Origin of the sequence: Acinetobacter lactucae, from assembly GCF_001605885.1 — a bacterium.
In the GTDB taxonomy this organism is placed as follows: domain Bacteria; phylum Pseudomonadota; class Gammaproteobacteria; order Pseudomonadales; family Moraxellaceae; genus Acinetobacter; species Acinetobacter lactucae.
Window position 1 is genome coordinate 110,224 of the sequence record NZ_LRPE01000035.1, and the last position, 22,787, is coordinate 133,010.

Sequence of the window (22,787 nt, forward strand, 5' to 3'; positions counted from 1 at the left end):
GTTTGTACAAATAAAAAGCTTACCTCTTTGGGTAAGCTTTTTATATGAATTCTTTTAAGTTTAAGCAGTATGCTCTAATACTTTCTTAAACAAATCTTTTTGTTCTTGGCTTGGCTTAGCTGTTTGTAGAGCCATCAATTGAGACATATCGCCTTGAACTTTAATTTTACCAGTCATGAATGCCTGCATAGCAGCAGCCATATCAAACTCTAAAAATACTTTACGTAAAGTTTCAGCATCCATATTTAAAGTTGTTTTGGCATTTGAAGACAAACCTTTTTGGATTTTACCCCCATCTAAAGCTAACTCGGTATTTCCAGCAGCATCTGTAACTACTAAATTAATTGCCAAATTCGCAAGAGCGGGTGGCAAATTAAGATCACCTGCTTCAGCAGTTAATTTTTCGACAGTCGCAAACCAATCTTCAGTTAAAAATGCAGGCATGATTCTTCCTCAAATTTATTTGTTCAATTTCTCTAGTTGCCTATCCAGACAACATCATGTGAAGCAATTCTGCTTGTGGGTTGTTATAGCATGTAATTTAAATTTTGGGCTATGACTTTTTGTACGGAACATTCATTTTTTAGTATTTTGATACATTAAAGGCACTTGTTTATAAAGTGCCTTTAACATTATCTAGTTTAACGCTTATTCAGCCGCGAAGCTTAAGTTGACGACATCTAAACGTTTCTTAAGCTCTTCGGGATCTTTAATATCCAACTCACGCTGAGAATCTAGAGCTTCAAAATCGAATAGCTCACGGTCCGCTAATTGAGATGGTGATACGTTCTGTAACGCACCGAAAATGCTGTGTAAGCGTTTCGGATATTGTTTATCCCATTCACGTAGCATTTCATTAAGCATGGCACGTTGTAGGTTTTCCTGCGAACCACAAAGGTTACATGGAATGATTGGGAACTGACGAATCTCGGCATATTTAATAATGTCTTTTTCTTCAACATATGCCAAAGGACGAATCAAAATGTTCTTTTTATCTGACGATAAAAGCTTTGGAGGCATCGCCTTTAAGCTTCCGCCATGAAATAGGTTTAAGAAGAACGTCGCGATGATGTCATCACGGTGGTGACCTAAAGCAACTTTAGTGGCACCAATCTCTTGTGCAAAGCCATATAAAGAACCACGGCGTAAACGTGAACATACTGCACAGTAGGTTTTACCTTCCGGCGTTAAACGTTTAGTAATGGTATAAGTGTCTTTTTCTAAAATGTAATATGGAATGTTGTTCTCTTCCATATAACGAGGCAAAACATCTTCAGGAAAGCCTGGTTGTTTTTGGTCAAGGTTAACCGCAACCACATCAAAATTAATCGGTGCAATACGCTTAAACTGCAACAAAATATCGAGCAAGGTATAACTGTCTTTACCACCAGACACACACACCATGACCTTATCGCCATCTTCAATCATATTGAAGTCACGAATAGCATGCCCAACTTGACGGCGAAGCTTCTTGAGCAAACGGTAATAGGCCGAGCTTGTTGGAAGTTCAGGCTTAAAATTAAATCCCTGATTGGACTCAACTGGCGCGTACATAGACGAGGTATACCCATAAATAAAAATACGGCGCAATTTTATATGATTCAGAAGAGAATCGCATCAAAAGAATAGTTTCAATTCTTGAAGTCGTCACATTGCTCATGCATGATGCAAAAGACATGCTCTAATTTTGACTGAAGCGTTCAAATTTTGTGCAAAATGCTTACTTTTTGGACTTTTCCACAGTTTTCCACAAAACCTGTGGATAAAATTGTGGATTTCTTCGTACTTGACAAACTGTTTTGACCTTCTGTTAAGGGTTTTATTTAAATTGATCATTTTTTAACCAATGTTTTTTACCATTAATAATCAACATGTTATGCAAGTCAATAGAATCATTTTAAAAAAATTTTTTAATTTTTTTTGATGAGCATTCGAACAAATAAGCTTGATTTTTTGAAAGAGTCGAAATAAAAAAAATTACACAAATCTTCTTTAAGTAATATTTTTTGATAAACTCTTTTTCAAGTTTTGAGTACCTTAAAATTGTGAATAACATAAAATGAAAAAATCGGTTCAATTTCTTATTTCTTGTTCGCTGGGGATGACCAGTTTTATGGTCGGCATAACTTCGAGTTCAGCAGGTCAAATGTATATTTACCAAGATAAAAACGGTAGTACATTACTAACTAACCGAAAAAGCTATGATCATTCTCTTAAAAAAGTAAAAGTAACCTATTATCCCGATAGTAATATTCACAGCTATACAAACTGGGGAGCATCAGAAGCTTCTGTTCTGCCAAGCTACAACAAGAATAAAAATGCTTTCGATCACATTATTAGACAAGCTGCACAGCAACATGGTGTATCGGAAGGGTTAATTAAAGCGGTTATGCACACCGAATCCGGATTTAACGTAAAAGCCCGTTCGCCAGTAGGTGCCCAAGGCTTAATGCAGCTGATGCCAGCTACTGCCCGTCGTTTTAATGTGTCGAATGCTTATGACCCACAACAAAATATTTTCGCGGGGGCCAAATATTTAAGCTGGTTGCTTAAGCGTTTTAATGGAAATACACAAATGGCGCTTGCGGCTTATAATGCAGGTGAAGGTAATGTTGATAAATATGGTGGTATTCCCCCTTTCCGCGAAACGCAAGATTATGTCCGCCGTGTGACAAGCCGATATCAAAACCTATATGCATCTGGTGCAGGTTTTTCATCTTTTACGAATACTTCAGCTCAAACCGTTTCTCATTCTTCTAATTTGGCAGAAAACACAACTGCTCAAATCACGACTCAATCACCGAAGTATTCATCTTCTCGTCAAATCGTGACTCTATCTGACGGTACTTATACAGATGCACCGACTGGCACTTATGTGACCAACAATGCTACCGCAATCGCCCATATACGCATTGAATAAACAATGAAGAAGAACTGCGGTTCATAGTTCTATTTAGTTAAGTTCAGATGTTTTAAATTGTAATGATCTATTACCTGATCTTTACCATTTTGACGAATTTAGCTAATTATTCCTTAAATTTAGGTACATTCTGATACGTGAAAGAATGTATCAATTCCTTATTTTTTTCTTGAATTTTTCCCCTAAGCCCCGCATATTAGCTGCATGATTTCGAATTTGTAAATCAGATAACATTTTATTTATAAGAGGATTTTCTCAATGATGCGGATTGGTTTGTTTTTGCTTACCAACCTCGCGGTACTGGTTGTAGCTGGCATTATTTTGTCACTCTTCGGTGTCGGTAGTTACCATGGCGCGGGTGGCTTGAATCTAGGCAACCTTTTAGTGATCTGTTTTGTGTTTGGTATGGTGGGATCTTTAATCTCGTTATTCATGTCAAAATGGATGGCTAAGAAAACGACCGGTACAGAACTGATCGACCCGAATGCTCCTCGTAACCAAGCTGAAAGCTGGTTATTGCAAACAGTCGCTGAACTTTCTCAACGTGCTGGTATCAACATGCCAGAGGTTGGTATTTTTCCATCATATCAATCCAATGCCTTTGCAACAGGCTGGAACAAGAATGATGCCCTAGTTGCCGTTTCCACCGGCTTACTTGAGCGTATGAACAAAGATGAGCTACGTGCTGTGCTTGCGCACGAGATTGGTCACGTTGCAAATGGTGACATGGTTACCCTAGCGCTCATCCAAGGTGTTGTGAACGCCTTTGTTATGTTCTTTGCTCGTGTGGTTGGTGACTTCATTGACCGTAATGTCTTTGGTCGTCAAGACGATGAAGCCCCTGGTATGGGTTACTTCATTATTACCATAGTATTGGATATCGTCTTTGGTATTCTCGCTTCTGCCATTGTGATGTGGTTCTCTCGTTATCGTGAATACCGTGCTGATGAAGCAGGTGCACGTTTAGCAGGTAAACAAGCAATGATTTCTGCATTATTACGTCTACAAGCTGAGACAGAAATGCCAGATCAAATGCCAAAAGAAATGAAAGCCTTCGCAATTGCGGAAGGTAAAGAACAAGGCTTTAGCTTAGCTGCTTTGTTCCAAACCCACCCAACAATTGAACAACGTGTGGCAGCTTTACATCAATTAGATTGCCCATAAAAGTTTAGTGTAAAAATAAAGCCTCCATTTGGAGGCTTTATTTTTTATTACATGGTTTGATAGAGACCCCACAGGTAACTTGCGCCCCACCAAACTGCTAAACCCATTAAAATCAATACAAACGCGCCTATTAAATCGGGAATATGCAACCATAACCAACTGATAACAGGATTACGCCAGAAAGCTGAATTCTGCTGCTTCCTTTCGAGTTTTTCATGTAAGTATGGGTGAACAACATGAATATCACTCTGAATCGCATATTCTTCGCGTATATGCGTATGAACCACATCTAGTGCTTTTCGACTTGGTCGTATAAAAATATCAAAAATAGTCCCAGCAACTGGAACAAATCCGACTACAGCATCTACAACCGCCAGTTTAATGACTGGCGTTAGCTTATGTTGAGGCACACCAATTTGTTTAGCTTTATAAATCGCATAGCAGGTCAATGCGAAACCAGCAACATCACCCGCCACCGGAATCGTACTCAGCGCAGCATCGGCACCAATACCTTGCTTTGTAAAAGGAATGCGAACCGCACTGTCCATCATGGTGGCGAACTTAGCCAGATCTCGTTCTAGTGCGATGACCTGTTGTGCTGTTAATTTTTTTTCTTGAGGCATCTAAATCAAATATATAAAGAGAAAGTTAATCTTAATATACTTGATTTAATGCCTCTTTTTAAATTGTTTACTTTTAACTAGCAGCTTTCGATCTAAACAAGGAACGCAGTAACACGTACATGACTGGAATAAAGAAAAGAACCAGTACTGTACCGAACATCACGCCACCTAAAATACTAATACCGATTTCTTGACGGCTTACAGCTCCAGCACCTTGCGCAAATACAAGAGGAATCACACCTGCACCAAAGGCCAAAGATGTCATTAAAATAGGTCTTAAACGTAAGCTTGCCCCTTCTAAGGCTGCCTGAATGGCATTCTTACCTTTTTCCTGAGCCAAAGCTGCAAACTCAACAATTAAAATGGCGTTTTTACATGACAAGCCAATTGTAGTTAATAGTGCAATCTGGAAATACACATCATTGGGTAGTCCAAAAATATAAGAGAAAATGACACTCCCTCCCACACCAAGCGGAATAGAGGTCATTACCGCTGCGGGGATGCTTAAACTTTCATAGAGTGCAGCTAAACATAAGAAGATAAAGCCTGCCGAAATTAAATATAACCAGACGGCCTGATTTGTCGACTTCTGTTCTTCAAAGGATAACCCTGTCCATGCCAAGCCAACATCCTTTTGCTGATTTACAAGTTGTTCAACATCTTTCATTGCCTGCCCCGAACTGCTACCACTCGCCACATCGGCTTGTAACTGTAAGGCGCTATAACCCATATAACGTTTTACGATTTCAGGAGCACCGCCCCAACTGAAGTTAGCAAATGAACTAAAAGGTACCATTTGATTTTGGTTGTTACGCACAGACCAATTATATAAATCTTCCGGTTTTGATCTGAACTCGGCATCACCTTGAATCATAACGCGCTTGATACGGCCACGGTCAATAAAGTCATTTACATACGTTCCACCCCATGCACTCGACAAGGTATTGTTAATCGCGGGTAACTCTAATCCATTTGCTAATGCTTGTTTCTGATCAATCTTAATATTGAGGTTTGTTTTACTATCAGTTGATTGCTTATCAAAGTTTTCAAAACTTGAATAACCTTTGCTCTGTGTTTGCAACTGACGGAAGGTATTATCTAGAAAATCTTGCCCTTGCCCATTCAAATCTTGAATCCATAAATCCAGACCATCGGTTTGGCCTAAACCATTGACTGAAGCAGGTAATGTCACATTAATTTGTGCATTATTGAATTGACTAAAATATTTCATCGCACGCTTTTGTATAGCATCCGCCGAATTTTCTTTACCAGTACGCACATCCCAAGGTTTTAAAGCAATAAATCCTTGTGCCAAGTTCTGCCCTGTACCAGAATAATTTCGGCCATAGCGAATCAAAACCAGATCCACATTCTTATCTTCTTGAGTTAAGAAATATTGACGGACTTGTTCTCCAATTTTCTGACTTTGCGAGATTGGAGCGCTATCAACAAGCTTAATTTGAACACTTAAAATGCCTTGATCTTCTTTAGGAATAAATCCACTTTTTAAACCACTATAGAACAGTGCAAAAACAGCAATCAAAGCCACAAAAATTACGATAACCGATTTACTGTAACGAATGCTTGTCTGGACGATTTTTATATATTGATTTTTAAGTTGGTCAATTTTTCGATTAAACCAAATTGCCCAACGCTTAGGCTTTGGATTCGGTTTTAAAATTAAGGCACACAAAGCGGGTGTGAGGACCAAGGCAACGACGAGCGATAACGCCATAGCGGCAACTAAAGTAATGGAAAACTGACGGTAAATCACGCCAATTGAACCACCTAAAAATGACATTGGAATAAAAACAGCAGTTAAAACCAAAGTAATTCCCACTAAGGCACCACTAATTTCTCCCATCGACTCAATGGCTGCTTCTTTTGGCGTTAAATGCTGCTCATGCATAAGCCGCTCAACATTCTCAACCACCACAATCGCATCATCGACTAACAAACCAATGGCAAGCACTAATGCAAATAGCGTTAAGGTGTTAATACTAAAACCGAGCACATATAAAACAGCAAAAGTTCCTAAAATAACAACAGGCACGGTAATACTCGGAATGAGTGTAGCGCGCCAACTTTGTAAGAACAGGAACATCACCAAAATAACTAAAATAATCGCTTCAATAAGTGTTTTAACAACTTCTTTAATTGACTCTTGAACAAACGGCGTATTATCTCGTGGATAAACAATTTTATAGCCGGCAGGTAATTTAGTTGTAAGCTGATCTAGAGTTTGATGGATGAGTTTAGAAGTCTGAATTGCATTTGCACCCGAAGATAGCGAAATACCTAAACCAGCGGCTGGATAACCATTAATGGTGTTAAAAGACTGATAATTTTCTGCCCCTAATTCCACTCTAGCAATATCTTTTAAGTAGACATAGCTGGCTGTTTGATTTGCTTTCACTACAATATTTTGAAAATCTTCGACTGTTTTTAGTCGAGAACCTGCAGTGACTTTAGTATTTAAATATTGTCCATCAATGACGGGTAAATCACCGATTGCACCTGCGGCAACTTGGGTATTTTGAGCAGTGATTGCATTCGCTACATCACTTGGCATTAGATTATATTGTTTTAATTTCTCTGGATTTAGCCAGATTCGCATTGCATATTGCGAACCGAAAACATCAGACTCACCCACCCCTTCAATACGGTTTAGGTTATCTACTACATGCGTAGTTAGATAGTCTGATAGCTCAATATTTCCCGATTTACCTGTCGAATCATATAAACCTACCACCATAAAAGTATCGCCGAGTGACTTACTCACGGTCACCCCTTGGCGTTGTACTTCATCGGGTAAACGTCTTATGACGCCACTAATACTATTTTGTACTTGGACCTGTGCTGTATCTGGATTTGTTCCATTATCAAAACTAATGGTGATTCGGCTACGTCCTGATGAATCACTGGTAGAGCTGAAATAAAGTAAATTATCAATACCTTGTATTTGTTGTTCTAAAATCTGAGTAACACTTTGTTCAACCGTTTGTGCATCTGCACCACTATAACTTGCCGATACTGTAATTTTAGGAGGAGCAATATCAGGATAGCGCTCTACGGGTAAATTCAGCACCGAAAAAATACCAAATGCCATAACAATAATTGCGAGTACACTGGCAAAAATGGGACGCTGAATAAAAAATTTAGATAGCATGGCTGCTCAGAATTAGGTCGTCAATTAACAAATGGCAATACCAAATTTGCCCTCTTGATCATCAACGAGCGATATAAAAAAGACAAGTAGAATTAACACAATAAATGCAATTAGAACAAAAACAAAGCAAGAACTCGTATTTCCTACAAACCCATAAACAAGGTTTTAACAAGTGTCACTGAAAATTCATGAATTCTTCATGATCATGTCAAGTTCAATCATCAGACTAAATGCGTTTCGACTAAAACAATATGAGTAGAATTATGTTTAAAAGAGCACTTTTATGCTTAAGTTTAATTAGCTTGGTTGGTTGTAATGATGACGATAAAACTGAAAACTCACCAACCACACCAGAATATCAACTTCCTAAAATTTTAGTGGTAGGCCACCGTGGCGCTAGCGCTTTACGTCCAGAACACACATTAGCTTCATATCAAAAAGCCATTGATGATGGTGCAGATTTTATTGAACCTGATCTAGTCTCTACAAAAGATGGCGTATTGGTTACTCGCCATGAAAATGAGATTGGTGGAACAACCAATGTAAGCACTTTAAGCCAGTTTGCAGATCGTAAAACAACAAAAAATATTGACGGTAAAGATTTAACAGGCTGGTTTACAGAAGACTTCACATTAAGTGAATTACAGCAACTTAAAGCACGCGAACGTATTCCTGAGTTCCGCCCAGCAAACACAGCCTATAACAACCTCTACCCTGTCCCGACGCTAGAGCAAGTAATTGAACTGACTGAAGCAAATTATAAGAAAACGGGGAAAATTATTGGTTTATATATTGAAACCAAACATCCGACTTATTTTAAAAACCAGAAGCTGGAAATAGAAGATACCCTGCTTAAAACCTTAGCTAAATATGAATATACACGTGATATTGCACCTGTCTACTTACAGTCGTTTGAAGTGAGTAATTTAAAATATTTAAAAGACCAGCTCGACCTTCATAAAACGATTAAACATGCACAAATCATTCAATTATATGATGCTAAAACCTCTCAACCAGCCGACTTCGTTGAATCTGGTGAAACTAAAACTTATGCCGATTTAGCCACAGCACAAGGCTTAAAAGACGTAGCTAAATATGCAAACGGTGTAGGGCCAAGTAAAGGCTACATTCTGAACTTTAATGACAATGGTTCAGTTCAGACGACTTCGTTTATTTCTGATGCACATACGGCTGGCTTAAAAGTACATCCTTATACTTTCCGCCCAGAAAATAATTATTTACCAAAGCCTTTAAAATGTAGTCAAGATAAACCAGCTGAACGCTGCCCATCTGGTGCTTTAAAAGAGTTTGAAGCCTATTTCAAAGCTGGTGTTGATGGCGTCTTTACAGATGACCCAGCACTTGGCCGTGAAGCCGTTATTAATTTTGAGAAAGCCGCAAAATAAATAAAGTTAGTAAGAAAAAACAGGGCAATAAATGCCCTGTTCTTTTTATTTCTCTACGACATTATCGAAATAGAGAGGAATCCACTGATATTGCTGTGCATTTACTTTGTAAACGTGACCAATGCCTGGGAATGGTAAATGTGGTGCTGCAACCCATTGCTGTTTATTTGAAATTTCAGCAAACATTTTTAGACGGGTATTAATTGCCTGCTCAGAATTCACATCAAAATCTACCCCAGTTTTTGGAGCATCAAATTGCAAAGAATGTGAATGAACGATGTCTCCAACAAAAATGATTTGCTGATCATTACTTTTTAAGCGAAAGCTATGATGGCCTGGTGTGTGACCACGAGTATCAATCACCTCAAAACTTTGAATAACATCGCCATCTTTAAATGTCTTAAAAGCTTTTTTTGCTTGATATGGAGCAAGAGCAGTTTTTACGTTTTTAACGGTGCCCAAATAACTTTCTTTTTTGTCTGCTGGCACTGTTTTTTCAGAAGCAGGATTTAACCAGTAATCAGCTTCACGCTCATGGGCATATACAGTTGCGTTAGGAAATACGGCTTTTCCATTTTGAGCAATCCCACACACATGATCTGGGTGTAGATGAGTAAGCAAAACAGTTTTTACATCAGCAAGCTTATAACCTGCCAATTCAATATTTTTTGCAATCGAACCAAGTTGAGGACCAAAACAACTTGCTGCCCCACTGTCTACAAGCGTTAAGCTTTTACCATCATCTACTAAAAATGCATTTACCGAGGTCTGAATCCCTTTCTCATTAACAGCAGCATATTTAGTTAAAATTTTAGTTTTCTGAGCTTGATTTAAATTTTTGAATAAATCAGGCTTTAAATAAATTGTACCATCAAGCAAAGAGGTAATGCGGTAGTTGCCAAATTGATGGTGATAATATCCCGGTACTTGCGAGGTTGCAGTTGGCTCAGCATAACTTGCATGTATGCTACCAATTGCAAGGCCCAAAGCGACACATAATTTTTTCATCTATTCTTCTCTATTCAGTTATAAAGTCGAAATCTTTAAAAAAGATTTAATAATTTTTTAAGACCCAAATTATATAATGCATGAAAAGTGTCAGAAATATAAGTAAATGAATAGCTATTCTCCTTATAAGGGTAAAAGTGGTCTTAAGCGTATATTGAATGCGATGGGCTACTCTATTTCAGGATTTAAAGCAGCTTATAAAAATGAGGCCGCTTTTCGCCAAATTGTTTTAATTAATATTATTTTGATTCCAGTTAGTTTTTTTCTAGATGTGAGCCGTAGCGAACATATATTACTGATTATCGTATGTCTTTTTGCAATGATCGTGGAGCTATTCAACTCGGCTATTGAGGCAGTAGTTGATCGAGTCTCTCTTGAAAAACATCAGCTTTCCAAAAATGCAAAAGATATGGGAAGTGCTGCCCAATTTGTTGCACTTTCTATCATTACTATTACATGGTTAATTATTTTATTAGGCTAAAAAAAACCATGCCTACAAGTAAATAAGCATGGTTGTAACAAAAGAGGAACTTCTAGCTGCTGTTCCTGTTTTTTAATATAAATAGTTAAACTTAATTATTTCTTAAAATCACATGAAAAAATAAAAAAATCCCTGCATAAGCAGGGATTTTTGGTTAAAGCGTTGATGCGTTATTACATCATTCCGCCCATACCACCCATACCGCCCATATCTGGAACAGCTGGTTTATCTTCTGGAATGTCAGTAATCATACATTCTGTAGTTAACATTAAGCCAGCAACAGAAGCTGCATGCTCAAGTGCAGAACGAGTTACTTTAGCTGGGTCAAGGATACCCATTTCTAACATATCGCCATATTCACCAGTTGCAGCGTTGTAACCAAAGTTACCTTCACCACCTTTAACAGCATTAATCACTACAGATGGCTCATCACCAGCATTTGCAACGATCTGACGAAGTGGAGCTTCGATCGCACGGCGTAAAATATTGATACCTGCTGTTTGATCTTCATTAGCGCCTTTTAAGCCATCTAATGCATTTACCGCACGTACTAGAGCAACACCACCACCAGCAACAACACCTTCTTCAACTGCTGCACGAGTTGCATGAAGTGCGTCGTCTACACGGTCTTTCTTCTCTTTCATTTCAACTTCAGTCGCTGCACCGATTTTAATTACAGCAACACCGCCTGCTAATTTAGCAACGCGTTCTTGTAATTTTTCACGGTCATATTCTGAAGTAGATTCTTCAATTTGAGCACGGATTTGCTGAACACGCTCAGCAATACCAGCAGCATCACCAGCACCATCAACAATAACAGTGTTTTCTTTAGAAACAGTGATCTTGTGCGCTGTACCTAAATCTTGAAGAGTTGCTTGCTCTAAAGACATACCAACTTCTTCAGAAATAACAGTTGCGCCAGTCAAGATTGCGATGTCTTGAAGCATTGCTTTACGACGGTCACCGAAACCAGGAGCTTTAACAGCACATACTTTGATAATACCGCGCATGTTGTTTACAACAAGCGTAGCAAGCGCTTCACCTTCAACATCTTCAGCGATGATAAGAAGTGGCTTACCAGTTTTTGCAACTGCTTCTAAAACAGAAATCAATTCACGGATGTTGCTGATTTTCTTGTCAACAAGAAGAATGAATGGGTTTTCAAGTTCAGCAGTTAAAGTATCTTGCTTGTTTGCGAAATACGGAGAGATATAACCACGGTCAAACTGCATACCTTCTACAACATCTAACGCGTCTTCGAAGCCAGAACCTTCTTCTACAGTAATTACGCCTTCTTTACCTACTTTTTCCATCGCTTGAGCGATAAGCTTACCAACAGTAGTATCAGAGTTAGCAGAGATAGAACCTACTTGTTCGATCGCTTTGAAATCGTCAGCTGGTTTTGAATTTGAACGAATATTTTCAACTACAGTTTTTACTGCGATATCGATACCACGTTTTAAATCCATTGGGTTCATACCTGCAGTTACAGATTTGATCCCTTCATTCAAAATTGCTTGAGCGAGTACAGTTGCAGTTGTCGTACCGTCACCAGCGATGTCATTAGTTTTGCTAGAAACTTCACGAACAAGTTGAGCCCCCATGTTTTCAAACTTGTCTTTTAATGAAATTTCTTTAGCAACAGTTACACCGTCTTTAGTGATGTGCGGAGCACCGAAAGAACGGTCAATAACAACGTTACGACCTTTAGGGCCTAAAGTCACTTTAACCGCATCTGCAAGTACGTTTACACCTGCAATCATTTTTGAGCGAGCTGAATCACCAAATTTTACGTCTTTAGCTGACATATTAAACTCCGAATCTTTTTAAATACTGAATCTGATAATGAATTGAGTTATGGATTGATTAGCCTTCCAACACAGCTAAAATGTCTGACTCTTTCATGATTAAGAGTTCTTCACCACTTACTTTCACTGTTGTACCTGCATAAGTACCAAACAATACTTTGTCACCAACTTTAACATCCAAAGCACGTACGCCATTCTCAGTGATTTGACCATTACCTACTGCAATTACTTCACCTTGAGATGGTTTTTCAGCAGCAGAACCTGGAAGTAAAATACCACCAGCAGTTTTGGTTTCTTCTTCTACGCGACGAATTACAACGCGATCATGTAATGGACGAATGTTGCTCATAATTAACTCCATCAGACTAAGTCTTTTTGATTAATCGTTATTGCTTTAATCCAGAGCAATAACAAAATATTTAGATGTCACTTTTGTGGGGATGAAAAAAAAGGCTTCAAGGGGAAAATGAAAAAAAACTTATCTTTTTTGGTCATTTTTTAACAGGTTGTGAAGAGTTTTTATTAAATTTAAAGCACAAAATAAAAGAGGCTATTTTCATAGCCTCTTTTATAAAGATAAATTTTAATGTTAAACAAAGAGTTGCTGATTATTCAACAATTCATCTAATGTTGTATTTACCTGATTTAAAGTTATCAATGAAACACTACTAAACATTGCACCTTCTCCATCTCGGTCAAGACTAATAGTCGTGTTTCCAGCATCTTGCTCTACAGTAATAAATTTCGCTAATGTGCTCACATCTTTAGAATAGTCAATTAATAGTTCACTTAAATCAATTTTGTCTGCTTGAGCATCGGTTCTTACATCACCTAAAGTAAAATCTAACACCGTGTCATGTCCATTCCCGCCAGTCGCATCTTGGTTATTTAGCAATTTGAACAAAATGGTATCAGCACCTTCATGAATCATATAGGTATCGTTACCTTCACGCCCATTTAACACGTTATTACCAGAGTTACCTGTTAAAAGATTATCTAAAGTATTGCCTGTTGCATTTAGATGAGCAGAGCCAACTAACTCCAAGTCTTCAACATAACGACCACTTTCTATATTTGTCGACCAATCAGAATATCCAACCAGACTATAACTCACAGAGCTAATTATTTTATCGTGTCCACCAAAATCGGCATCTCGGTAGCCTGATTCGACAAGCTGGTTCTCCCAATAGCCACTTTCTACCCAAACATCTTGATAGTGGCTAGTATCTACCCAAATATCTTCATAACGACTTGTATCAATATAAACATCTTGATAATGGCTGAATTCAATATAAACATCTTCAAAATGACTAGTATCAACCCAACCTTCCTCTGAGCGGATATAAGTCAGTTCATAGCCTTCTTGCCATTGCTTATTTACAGCATCATAATGTTGTTCTACATATCGACTATAGTCGCTCTCTGCCGTGCCATTATCTATATAAGTTATATTATCTTGATTTACATATATTTTTTGTATAGTCGAATAACCACTTATGATCCACTGCTTTTCATAATATACATCTGTTATTAATTGTTGTTCATAATATCCATCAACAAGCCATATTTGTTCATAATGCCCTTCATTAACCCATTCTGGATACATATAGCTATTATCAATCCAGACATCTTTATATATTGCATACGGCTCAACAATATATTCTTGAACAAAATCACTTATATGATCAACTATATAAATATTATCAGTAGCATCACCTATAAACTGATCAACAGTGATGGTAGGTAAATCATTAATCGCTTTGCTGATAGTTTCACTACGATTTCCTGCACGATCAATAACAGTAATATCAAATGATGTCGCATTCTCATACATATAAGTAGAGAAAGTTCCATCTGCCATGACCGTAGTACTCGTTACAGAAGGTTCTTGATTGGCAAAATAATAAGTGACTTCAACAGTAGCATTGCTTTCGGCATGTCCTACCAGCCAATTACCCCATTCATTTATGGCAAGCTGGGTGACCACTTTCGGTGCTGTTGTATCATTTATAGCAACAACCGTTGTACCCACACTCACATTTTGATTGGTATCAACTACTTTTACCGTCAATGTTTCGCCATGCCAATATTGTGACCATAATTGTGTTAAGAAACTACCTTCTCTTCCGACAGTAGTTTGCCCAACCTGATTATTATTAGCATCAAAAATATTAACAATTGAATATGCTTCCGCTTGTCCTGAAAGTACATTTCCATCTTCTAACACAAGCTGAGTTGCTGCGTTTGGCGCGACGATGTCTATAGGTGCTTTAATGTCGGTATATGCACTTTGATAGCCATTTTGTTCCACAACAATGCGTAAAATTTGTCCATTCGCCTGAGGTGGGTATAACGGAATATTAAAGTGTCCTACTTCATCTACATAGCCACTGGCAATAGCATTATTATGGACATCAAAAATCCGCACCTCACTATTTAGTGAAGCTGTTCCCTCAATAAAGAAACCATTTTCAGATACAACGACGTGTTCTACGGATGGTGGTGCATTAGAGTCTGGATTAAAAGTAATATTAAGTGGGGTACTTATATTTTTGGCTAAATCGATTGCCGTGATAAATAACTGCTCTCCACGTAATAGGGGTGGATAAATATTAGCATTGAAATATCCTAATTCATCCGATTGAGATTCTGCTCGTAAATTCCCATCCTCATCCATTACCTGAATGATTGCTTTTGAATCAGTGTGGCCTGAAATTCCCTGACCATCATTGTTAATCACCACATCGTCAATCACTGGAGCAATATTGTCTAAAGGCGCAATAATTTCAGAGATTGGGCTATATTGATTTGTATTTTGGTCATAAACTCGAACTTGTAATATCTGTCCCTTTAGATAATAGTCATTTAACTCAATAGCAAAACTACCATCTTCGTTCACGACACTGTTCCACCCCCAATTAATGCTTTGACCATCCGCAGATGTAACAACAATCGTCATTCCTACTGTCGCCTTACCTGTAAGAATATGGCCATCAACATCCAATTTTAGCTCTGTTGCAGCAATTGGTGAGTTCGTAAATACAGGTACTAATTCATGAGCAACTTCACTTCGGTTGCCAGCAATATCTTTAACAACAATACTCAAATTTTGTGTCTGATATTGACTCAGATTGATCCATTGATAAAATTTTCCATCATATCCAACATACATCGTTGTGATAATTGCACCATATTGATCAATAATTTCAACAGTTGTATTTGGTTCAGCCTCACCAAAAAGCAATCCGTCTGAGGCTAATGTAATATTTGCAGCAGCTGGCGGTGCGACATCATCAATTAAAGCATTTTGTTTAACCTCAATACTTCGGTTACCTGCTATATCTACAACGATGAAAGTTAATTCCTCTCCTTGTAAATAGACTTGATTAAAATAACCTGACACATTACCAGCACCATCTACATAACCAGAACCTATCACCTCACCCGCAGCATTTTTGACTTCAATCCGAGTATTTACTTCTGCTTGCGCCGTAAAGTTTTGACCGTGTGAGTCGAGCACAATATTCTCAATCGGATTTGGTGCGATATCATCAATCAAAGCATTCTGCTTGATCTCTGTACTGCGGTTACCCGCTCGATCAACGACAACAAAAGTGAGCTCTTCGCCATGTAAATAGACCTGATATAAGTAACCAGAAACATTACCCATGCTATCGGTTGAACCAGATCCCACAACCTCACCAACAGCATTTTTAACTTCGATTCGACTATCTGCTTCCGCTTGCGCTGTAAAGTTTTGACCATTTTCATTTAAGACGATGTTTTCAATCGGATTTGGTGCAATATCATCAATCAAAGCATTTTGCTTAAATTCAACACTTTGATTACCTGCTTTATCTATAACGATAAAAGTGAGTTCCTCACCTTTTAAATAAACCTGATTGAAATAGCCCGTCACATTACCAGTGCTATCGACATAACCATAACCGACAAACTCACCCGCAGCATTTTTGACACCAATAAAACTATTGGCTTCCGCTTGTGCTGTAAAATTTTGCCCATTTTCGTCAAAGATGATGTTTTCAATTGGATCTGGCGTAATGGTATCCACCAAAGCATTTAACTTAAGTTCGACACTGCGGTTACCCATTCGATCTATGACAACGAAAGTTAATTCTTCTCCATGTAAATAAACTTGATAGAAGTAACCTGTCACATTACCTGCGTTATCTGCAGAACCAAGCCCTATTAACACACCCTCAGCATTTCTGACTTCTATATGACTATTTGCTTCCGCCTGCGCTGTAAAGTTTTGACCGTTTGCATCAAGTACAATATTTTTAATCGGATTTGGCGCAATATCATCAAATGGAGCTTTTATTGAAACAACATCACTCACATTTCCAGCTCGATCTTTAACAATGACTGTGAATTCTTGTCCATGTAAATTAGAGCTACCCAAGGAAATAGTGAATGTACCATCAACATTTACGCTATGGTCCCACGTATTCACCGGTTGACCATTTTGATCAAAAATCTGAATGAACGTATTCGGTTCAGCTACACCAGAAAGGGATGAACCATCTTCACTAAACGTGAGATTACTTGCAGCCACAGGAGCAACATCATCAAGCGGTGCTTTTACAGTAACCCCACCACTCAAATTACCAGCCCGATCTACTACAACTACCTTAAACTCTTCGCCATGCAAGTAGTTACTGTATAAAGAGATGTTAAATGTTCCATCCCAATTAACATTATTATTCCACTGATTTACCAATTGACCATTCTGATCAAATATTTGAATCGTAGCATTTGGCTCAGCCATACCAGTTAGATATGAACCATCTTCGCTAAATACTAAATTAGTCGCATTTTCTGGTGCCGTATTATCAAGAAAGGCTGCTTGTTTTACTTCAACGCTACGATTACCAGCTTGATCAATCACAACAAAAGTGAACTCCTCACCTTTTAAATAAACTTGATTTAAGTATCCTGAGACATTACCAGCACTATCTACATAACCAGAACCTACAACCTCACCTGCAGCATTTTTAACTTCAACTTTACTATTTGCTTCTGCTTGCGCTGTAAAGTTTTGACCATTTTCATTAAAGATGATGTTTTCAATCGCGTTCGGGGCAATGTCATCAATCAAGGCATTCTGCTTGACCTCTGTACTGTGGTTACCCGCTCGGTCAACAACAACAAAAGTGAGTTCCTCTCCATGTAAATAGACTTGATATAAGTAACCTGAAACATTCCCCATGCTATCGGTTGAACCAGATCCTATGACTTCACCAGCAGCATTTTTGACTTCAATTTGAGTGTTTGCTTCGGCCTGAGCTGTAAAGTTCTGTCCGTTCGCATTAAGTACAATATTTTCAATCGGATTTGGTGCAATATCATCAGTTAAAGCGTTTTGCTTGATCTCTGCACTGCGGTTACCAGCTCGGTCAACGACAATAAAAGTGAGTTCTTCTCCATGTAAATAGACTTGATATAAATAACCTGACACATTACCAGCGCCATCTACATAACCTGAACCGATGACCTCACCTGCAGCATTTCTAACTTCAACTTGAGTATTTGCTTCTGCTTGTGCCGTAAAGTTTTGACCATTTGAGTCAAGTACAATATTTTCAATCGGATTTGGTGCAATATCATCAATCAAAGCATTCTGCTTAACTTCTGTACTACGGTTACCCGCTCGATCAACGACAACAAAAGTAAGCTCTTCGCCATGTAAATAGACCTGATACAAGTAACCAGAAACATTGCCTGTGCTATCTGCTGATCCATAACCAATAATGTCACCATTGGTATTTTTAATTTCAATCTGACTATTTGCTTCAGCCTGAGCTGTAAAGCTCTGTCCATTGATATCTAATACAATATTTTCAATCGGATTTGGTGCGATATCATCAGTTAAAGCACTCTGCTTGACCTCTGCACTACGGTTACCCGCTCGGTCAACTACAACAAAAGTAAGTTCCTCACCATGTAAGTAAACTTGCGGGAAATAACCAAATACATTACCTAAGCTATCGGTATAACTAGTAGTAATCTTATTTCCATCCTGATCGAATACATCAATAGAGCTTCCCGCTTCTGCCTGAGCTGTAAAGCTTTGGCCATCTTCGTTGAAGATGATATTTTCAATCGTATGGGGTGCAATGGTATCAATTAAAGCATTTTGCTTAAATTCGACACTTCGGTTACCAACTCGATCTATGACAACAAAAGTAAGTTCTTCACCATGTAAATAGATTTGACTGAAAAAGCCTGAGACATTACCAGCACTATCTGTAGAGCCCCAACCCGTCTGATTACCTAATGAATCAAAAACTTCAATCTGACTATTTGCTTCTGCTTGTGCTGTAAAGTTTTGACCGTTGGCATCAAGTAAAATATTTTTAATTGGATCCGGTGCGATATCATCAAGTGGAGCATTTATTGAAACAGTTTCACTCACATTTCCGGCTTGGTCCTTAACGGTGACCGTGAATGCCTCTCCATGTAAATTATTGCTGCCTAAGAAAATAGTAAATGTACCGTCCGAGTTTATGGTGTTATTCCATATATTCACGAGCTGACCATTATGATCAAAAACCTGAATCGTAGTGTTCAGTTCTGCTATACCTGTAAGATATGAACCATCTTCTGAGAAAACTAAATTACTGGCTGGTGCAGGAGCAACTGTATCAGCTGTAATTACAGTATCAGGGCTTACTTGCCCACGAGCATCCGTAATTGATAAGAAAAACTGCTCCCCATCAACAAGAGTACGGTCAAGTTGGAGTTTAAAGTAACTTGATCCATTCCAGCCGTTATCTTCACCGACTTTAATTTCGGCTACGATTTCACCTTTGGCATCTTTAACAATGAGAGTACTATTATTTTCAGCTTGCCCACTTATCACTCCGTCCGAAGTAAAGCTATCTACATGGGGGGCAAAAGCATAATTAGGAGCCTGTATCTGAGCTGCTAAACTTACATTTCCATTTACATCGGTAGCCGTGACATAAACCGTCTCAGCATTAGTTAAAAACACACCTAGTTCTATCGAGAAACTTCCACTCTCATCGGTCCAGTTATTCCAGAACCATTTATTAAGAATGTTTCCTTGCCCATCTTTAACTAAAATTTCAGAGAAAGGTTCTGCATGGCCATAAACTAAATCACCAGCATCATTGAAATTTAAATCTGTTGGAACAGGTGGAGGAGTCAGATCTACAACGATATTCTGCTCAGGACTCATCAACCCTTTATTATCAATAATTTGAACGGAAATTTGCTCTCCATCAATTAAAGGTCGGTTTACACTCAAGCTAAAATGACTAAATTCATTCCAACTATTGTCATCACCTAATGTAACCTTTCCTAATTCATTACCGTCAGCATCACGCACAATTACCGTACTGTTATCTTCAGCAACTCCAGAAATTAAGCCTTCTTGGGTAATACGTTCAACATGTGGAATATAAGCAAAGTTTGGAACTTCGATTAGGGTTTCACTAACATTCTGATTTTTATCTACTACTTGTACGGTAACCGACTCACCTTCTTTTAAAAATTGGAATACCTGTAAACTTGCAAAGCCTTGTTCATCGGTAAAACCTGTAGCAATTAAATTACCTGCTCCAGAAAATGCACGAATAAAGCTGTTCGGCTCATTAACATGTACTGATAAAGTTTCACCACTAATATCAAATTGTGGAGTTTCTATAAATACTGCGGGCGTATAGTCTGCGGTAATATATTGTGGATGGCCTGAAATATTATCTTTATCTGTAGAGATAATAATTTGAGTCCCTTCCTCCAAAGGCTGATCGAGAGACAAAGTAAATGGTCTGACTTCACCTAATGCCATTACATTAAAAGGCGTAATACCTGAACCCTCAAATTCAATGGAGTTAAACTCTTGCAGAATATTTCCATTCTGATCTTTTACAATAAAATGACTGCCTTCGGTCGCATAACCAGTGATCACACCTTCTGGACTAATTCTTGTAATACTAATTGCAGGAACTTCAGTAACTAGGCCAATTGACGAATTTTCACTGCTGTATCCATTATAAGTAGCGACAGCATAAACTTCTTGATTTGAGCTAATTGAAAGGTCTTGTAAAGTAAATTTACCCTCCTCATTAGCTATTGTAGTTGCAAGCCAGTCACCATTTTTATTATAGATATCAACTTTACTTCCTTTATATACACTACCTGAAATGATAGCTCCATCTATATTGTTGAAAGTTAGCGAATCTAGAGTTGGCGAATTCGGAGTATGATCTATATTATAATTTTGGGTCTGTTTAATAATGGCTGTATTACCAGCTTGATCAGTAAGGCTAATATCAATTGACATATTGGTTTGCGATTCTTCTGACCACAAAAACTCTGCTGGAATTTCAGTAACCCATTCTTGGGTGACTTCATCAAAATGAAAGTTATAAACAACATCGTTTAGAGTCGTATTTACTGATGTCAGTGAGCTATTTAAATCTGTTGGTAGATTATCTACGTCCAGTCTTATAGAAATAACTTGATCTTTTTCAGCTAGGCTTATTGTATTGTCTTCAGTAATCGACTTTACAGTTACTGTAGTTGATTCAATATTTAAAGAATTATCTATAATTACCTTTTCCACAGCAGTTTCTGATGTGTTGCCTGCGAGGTCTGTCACTACAGCTTTATAAAGGTAACTTCCATCAGCTAAATCTTTTTGATCAGCTGTTGTTTCCTGCCAAGTTTTTCCTTCATTGGTAGAGACTTCATAGTGATCTAGTAAAGCAGCTTGTTCACCGATCACAATTGGTTGAGTTAGCTTCAAAGTAAAATTATTATCTTGTGTAATCTGATCAGTTGCTGAGACTCCTGTATCGCTCAAATCAGATAAAGTTAATTCACCTGCTTGCGGCGCTGTTGTATCCACAACGACTTTTTGTATAGCGGTTTCTGACGTATTCCCTGCGACGTCTATAACTACAGCTTTATATTGGTAAACACCATCCGTTAAATCTTTCTGAGCGACTGTTGTTTCCTGCCAAGTTTTTCCTTCATCTTTCGATATCCAGTAAGTGATTTGGCTATTTATTTCTTGTCCGCTAATCTTTAAATCAAAATTATTATCTTGCGTAATCTGATCTTTTACTGAAAAACCCGTATCAGTCAAAGCAGCTAAAGTCAGTTCACCTGCTTGTGGTGCGGTAGTATCCACAACGACTTTTTGTATAGCGGTTTCTGACGTATTCCCTGCAACATCTGTTATTACTATTTTATATTGGTAAACACCATCAGCTAAATCTTTTTGATTTACTGTCGTTTCTTGCCAAGTCTTTCCATCATCGGTAGAAACTAAATACGTTACTCGGCTGCCACTTTCCTGTCCTTCAAGCTTTAAATTAAAGTTTTTATCTTGCGTAATCTGATCTGTTGCAGAAACACCTGTATCGCTCAAATCAGATAAAGTCAGTTCACCCGCTTTTGGCGGTGTAGTATCCACAACGATTTTTTCTATAGCAGTTTCTGATGCATTTCCAGCTCGGTCTGTTACTACGGCTTTATAGAGATAAGTACCATCAGCTAAATCTTTTTGATTTACTGTCGTCTCCTGCCAAGTTTTCCCTTCATCGGTAGAAACCAAATACGTTACTCGACTACCACTTTCCTGTCCTTCAATCTTTAAATTAAAGTTTTTATCTTTAGTAATCTGGTCTGCAGTTGATCCCCCCGAATCTAATAAATTTTTGAGATTCAACGTACCTGGCTCAGGAGGCGTCGTATCTTTAGAATCTTTTCGAGACAATAAAGCAACTGTTCCCGCTCCTGCTAAAGCACTAACTACCCACGACCAGATAGGTACAGAAGATGAAGAATCTATAAACTTTGGTGTATCTTTTAATTCTAAATAATTAACAGTGGTCTGTCCGCTAACATCTTCTCCCAGATTAGCAGCCCAATAACTCTGCCCTTCATTTAAAAGAATTTGCGGATTTTCGCTAATAAAATAGTTTTCTAAAACAATTTCAGTTCCATCTTTTAGATGAACAATTGCACTGTTTCCTTCTCTTGTTATTGAAGAAATTTTTTCTGGATTTATATCGATTTTTGCGACTTCTTTAGGATTTACTACAATATTTTTTGTCTGGCCTACATTAATATCAACTGTATTATTTTTTGAAGCATTATTTGCCATTAATGATACTTGTACCATTTTTCCACCATGAAATTTTAAATATTATTAA

Annotated in this window: 12 protein-coding genes; 4 read left to right on the top strand and 8 right to left on the bottom strand. The window is 38.0% G+C overall.

The window, feature by feature from the left end; translation table 11 throughout:
• Positions 1 to 60: 60 nt before the first annotated feature.
• Both AWW73_RS12885 and ttcA read right to left on the bottom strand, forming a co-directional pair.
• The gene (locus AWW73_RS12885) at positions 61 to 444 is read right to left on the bottom strand and encodes an SCP2 sterol-binding domain-containing protein (RefSeq protein WP_016140203.1); all 384 of its coding nucleotides are present in this window, start codon (positions 442 to 444) and stop codon (positions 61 to 63) included.
• A 204-nt stretch (positions 445 to 648) separates the two neighbouring features.
• Positions 649 to 1,554: a tRNA 2-thiocytidine(32) synthetase TtcA gene (ttcA, locus tag AWW73_RS12890; protein WP_057074273.1), complete on the bottom strand. Its 906-nt coding sequence runs from the start codon at positions 1,552 to 1,554 to the stop codon at positions 649 to 651.
• Positions 1,555 to 2,059: 505 nt separating this feature from the next.
• On the opposite strand from ttcA, the gene AWW73_RS12895 reads away from it, so the two are divergent.
• Positions 2,060 to 2,920, top strand: coding sequence for a lytic transglycosylase domain-containing protein (locus tag AWW73_RS12895; RefSeq protein ID WP_031949113.1), 861 nt, complete (start codon positions 2,060 to 2,062; stop codon positions 2,918 to 2,920).
• A gap of 258 nt (positions 2,921 to 3,178) precedes the next feature.
• A complete protein-coding gene (gene htpX, locus AWW73_RS12900; protein ID WP_016146201.1) occupies positions 3,179 to 4,084 on the top strand; it encodes a protease HtpX in 906 nt (301 codons plus the stop codon).
• 47 nt (positions 4,085 to 4,131) lie between these two features.
• Here the strand turns inward: htpX and AWW73_RS12905 are convergent, their stop codons facing one another.
• The gene (locus AWW73_RS12905) at positions 4,132 to 4,707 is read right to left on the bottom strand and encodes a DUF4112 domain-containing protein (protein ID WP_062849845.1); all 576 of its coding nucleotides are present in this window, start codon (positions 4,705 to 4,707) and stop codon (positions 4,132 to 4,134) included.
• A 73-nt stretch (positions 4,708 to 4,780) separates the two neighbouring features.
• The gene (locus tag AWW73_RS12910) at positions 4,781 to 7,876 is read right to left on the bottom strand and encodes a multidrug efflux RND transporter permease subunit (protein WP_016146203.1); all 3,096 of its coding nucleotides are present in this window, start codon (positions 7,874 to 7,876) and stop codon (positions 4,781 to 4,783) included.
• A 263-nt stretch (positions 7,877 to 8,139) separates the two neighbouring features.
• On the opposite strand from AWW73_RS12910, the gene AWW73_RS12915 reads away from it, so the two are divergent.
• Positions 8,140 to 9,282 carry a glycerophosphodiester phosphodiesterase gene (locus AWW73_RS12915; protein WP_062849846.1) on the top strand — a complete coding sequence of 381 codons (1,143 nt, stop codon included), beginning with the start codon at positions 8,140 to 8,142 and terminating at the stop codon, positions 9,280 to 9,282.
• A gap of 45 nt (positions 9,283 to 9,327) precedes the next feature.
• Here the strand turns inward: AWW73_RS12915 and AWW73_RS12920 are convergent, their stop codons facing one another.
• Positions 9,328 to 10,290, bottom strand: a complete 963-nt coding sequence (locus AWW73_RS12920) for an MBL fold metallo-hydrolase (protein ID WP_062849847.1) — start codon at positions 10,288 to 10,290, stop codon at positions 9,328 to 9,330.
• A gap of 106 nt (positions 10,291 to 10,396) precedes the next feature.
• Between AWW73_RS12920 and AWW73_RS12925 the strand changes: the two genes are divergently transcribed.
• Positions 10,397 to 10,771: a diacylglycerol kinase gene (locus AWW73_RS12925; protein WP_061875296.1), complete on the top strand. Its 375-nt coding sequence runs from the start codon at positions 10,397 to 10,399 to the stop codon at positions 10,769 to 10,771.
• A gap of 173 nt (positions 10,772 to 10,944) precedes the next feature.
• Here the strand turns inward: AWW73_RS12925 and groL are convergent, their stop codons facing one another.
• The 3 genes from groL to blp1 all read right to left on the bottom strand — a co-directional run bounded on the left by groL (position 10,945) and on the right by blp1 (position 22,756).
• The gene (gene groL / locus AWW73_RS12930) at positions 10,945 to 12,579 is read right to left on the bottom strand and encodes a chaperonin GroEL (RefSeq protein ID WP_016146207.1); all 1,635 of its coding nucleotides are present in this window, start codon (positions 12,577 to 12,579) and stop codon (positions 10,945 to 10,947) included.
• 58 nt (positions 12,580 to 12,637) lie between these two features.
• Positions 12,638 to 12,928, bottom strand: coding sequence for a co-chaperone GroES (locus tag AWW73_RS12935; RefSeq protein WP_002120604.1), 291 nt, complete (start codon positions 12,926 to 12,928; stop codon positions 12,638 to 12,640).
• A gap of 240 nt (positions 12,929 to 13,168) precedes the next feature.
• The gene (gene blp1, locus AWW73_RS12940; RefSeq protein ID WP_062849848.1) at positions 13,169 to 22,756 is read right to left on the bottom strand and encodes a biofilm-associated Ig-like repeat protein Blp1; all 9,588 of its coding nucleotides are present in this window, start codon (positions 22,754 to 22,756) and stop codon (positions 13,169 to 13,171) included.
• Between the last annotated feature and the right edge of the window lie 31 nt (positions 22,757 to 22,787).

Bases quoted from the DNA above. Each gene is read 5' to 3' on its own strand.
- blp1 (WP_062849848.1), bottom strand. From the start codon at position 22,756: ATGGTACAAGTATCATTAATGGCAAATAATGCTTCAAAAAATAATACA.
- AWW73_RS12885 (WP_016140203.1), bottom strand. From the start codon at position 444: ATGCCTGCATTTTTAACTGAAGATTGGTTTGCGACTGTCGAAAAATTA.
- AWW73_RS12910 (WP_016146203.1), bottom strand. From the start codon at position 7,876: ATGCTATCTAAATTTTTTATTCAGCGTCCCATTTTTGCCAGTGTACTC.
- htpX (WP_016146201.1), top strand. From the start codon at position 3,179: ATGATGCGGATTGGTTTGTTTTTGCTTACCAACCTCGCGGTACTGGTT.
- AWW73_RS12925 (WP_061875296.1), top strand. From the start codon at position 10,397: ATGAATAGCTATTCTCCTTATAAGGGTAAAAGTGGTCTTAAGCGTATA.
- groL (WP_016146207.1), bottom strand. From the start codon at position 12,579: ATGTCAGCTAAAGACGTAAAATTTGGTGATTCAGCTCGCTCAAAAATG.
- AWW73_RS12915 (WP_062849846.1), top strand. From the start codon at position 8,140: ATGTTTAAAAGAGCACTTTTATGCTTAAGTTTAATTAGCTTGGTTGGT.
- ttcA (WP_057074273.1), bottom strand. From the start codon at position 1,554: ATGTACGCGCCAGTTGAGTCCAATCAGGGATTTAATTTTAAGCCTGAA.
- AWW73_RS12905 (WP_062849845.1), bottom strand. From the start codon at position 4,707: ATGCCTCAAGAAAAAAAATTAACAGCACAACAGGTCATCGCACTAGAA.
- AWW73_RS12895 (WP_031949113.1), top strand. From the start codon at position 2,060: ATGAAAAAATCGGTTCAATTTCTTATTTCTTGTTCGCTGGGGATGACC.
- AWW73_RS12920 (WP_062849847.1), bottom strand. From the start codon at position 10,290: ATGAAAAAATTATGTGTCGCTTTGGGCCTTGCAATTGGTAGCATACAT.
- AWW73_RS12935 (WP_002120604.1), bottom strand. From the start codon at position 12,928: ATGAGCAACATTCGTCCATTACATGATCGCGTTGTAATTCGTCGCGTA.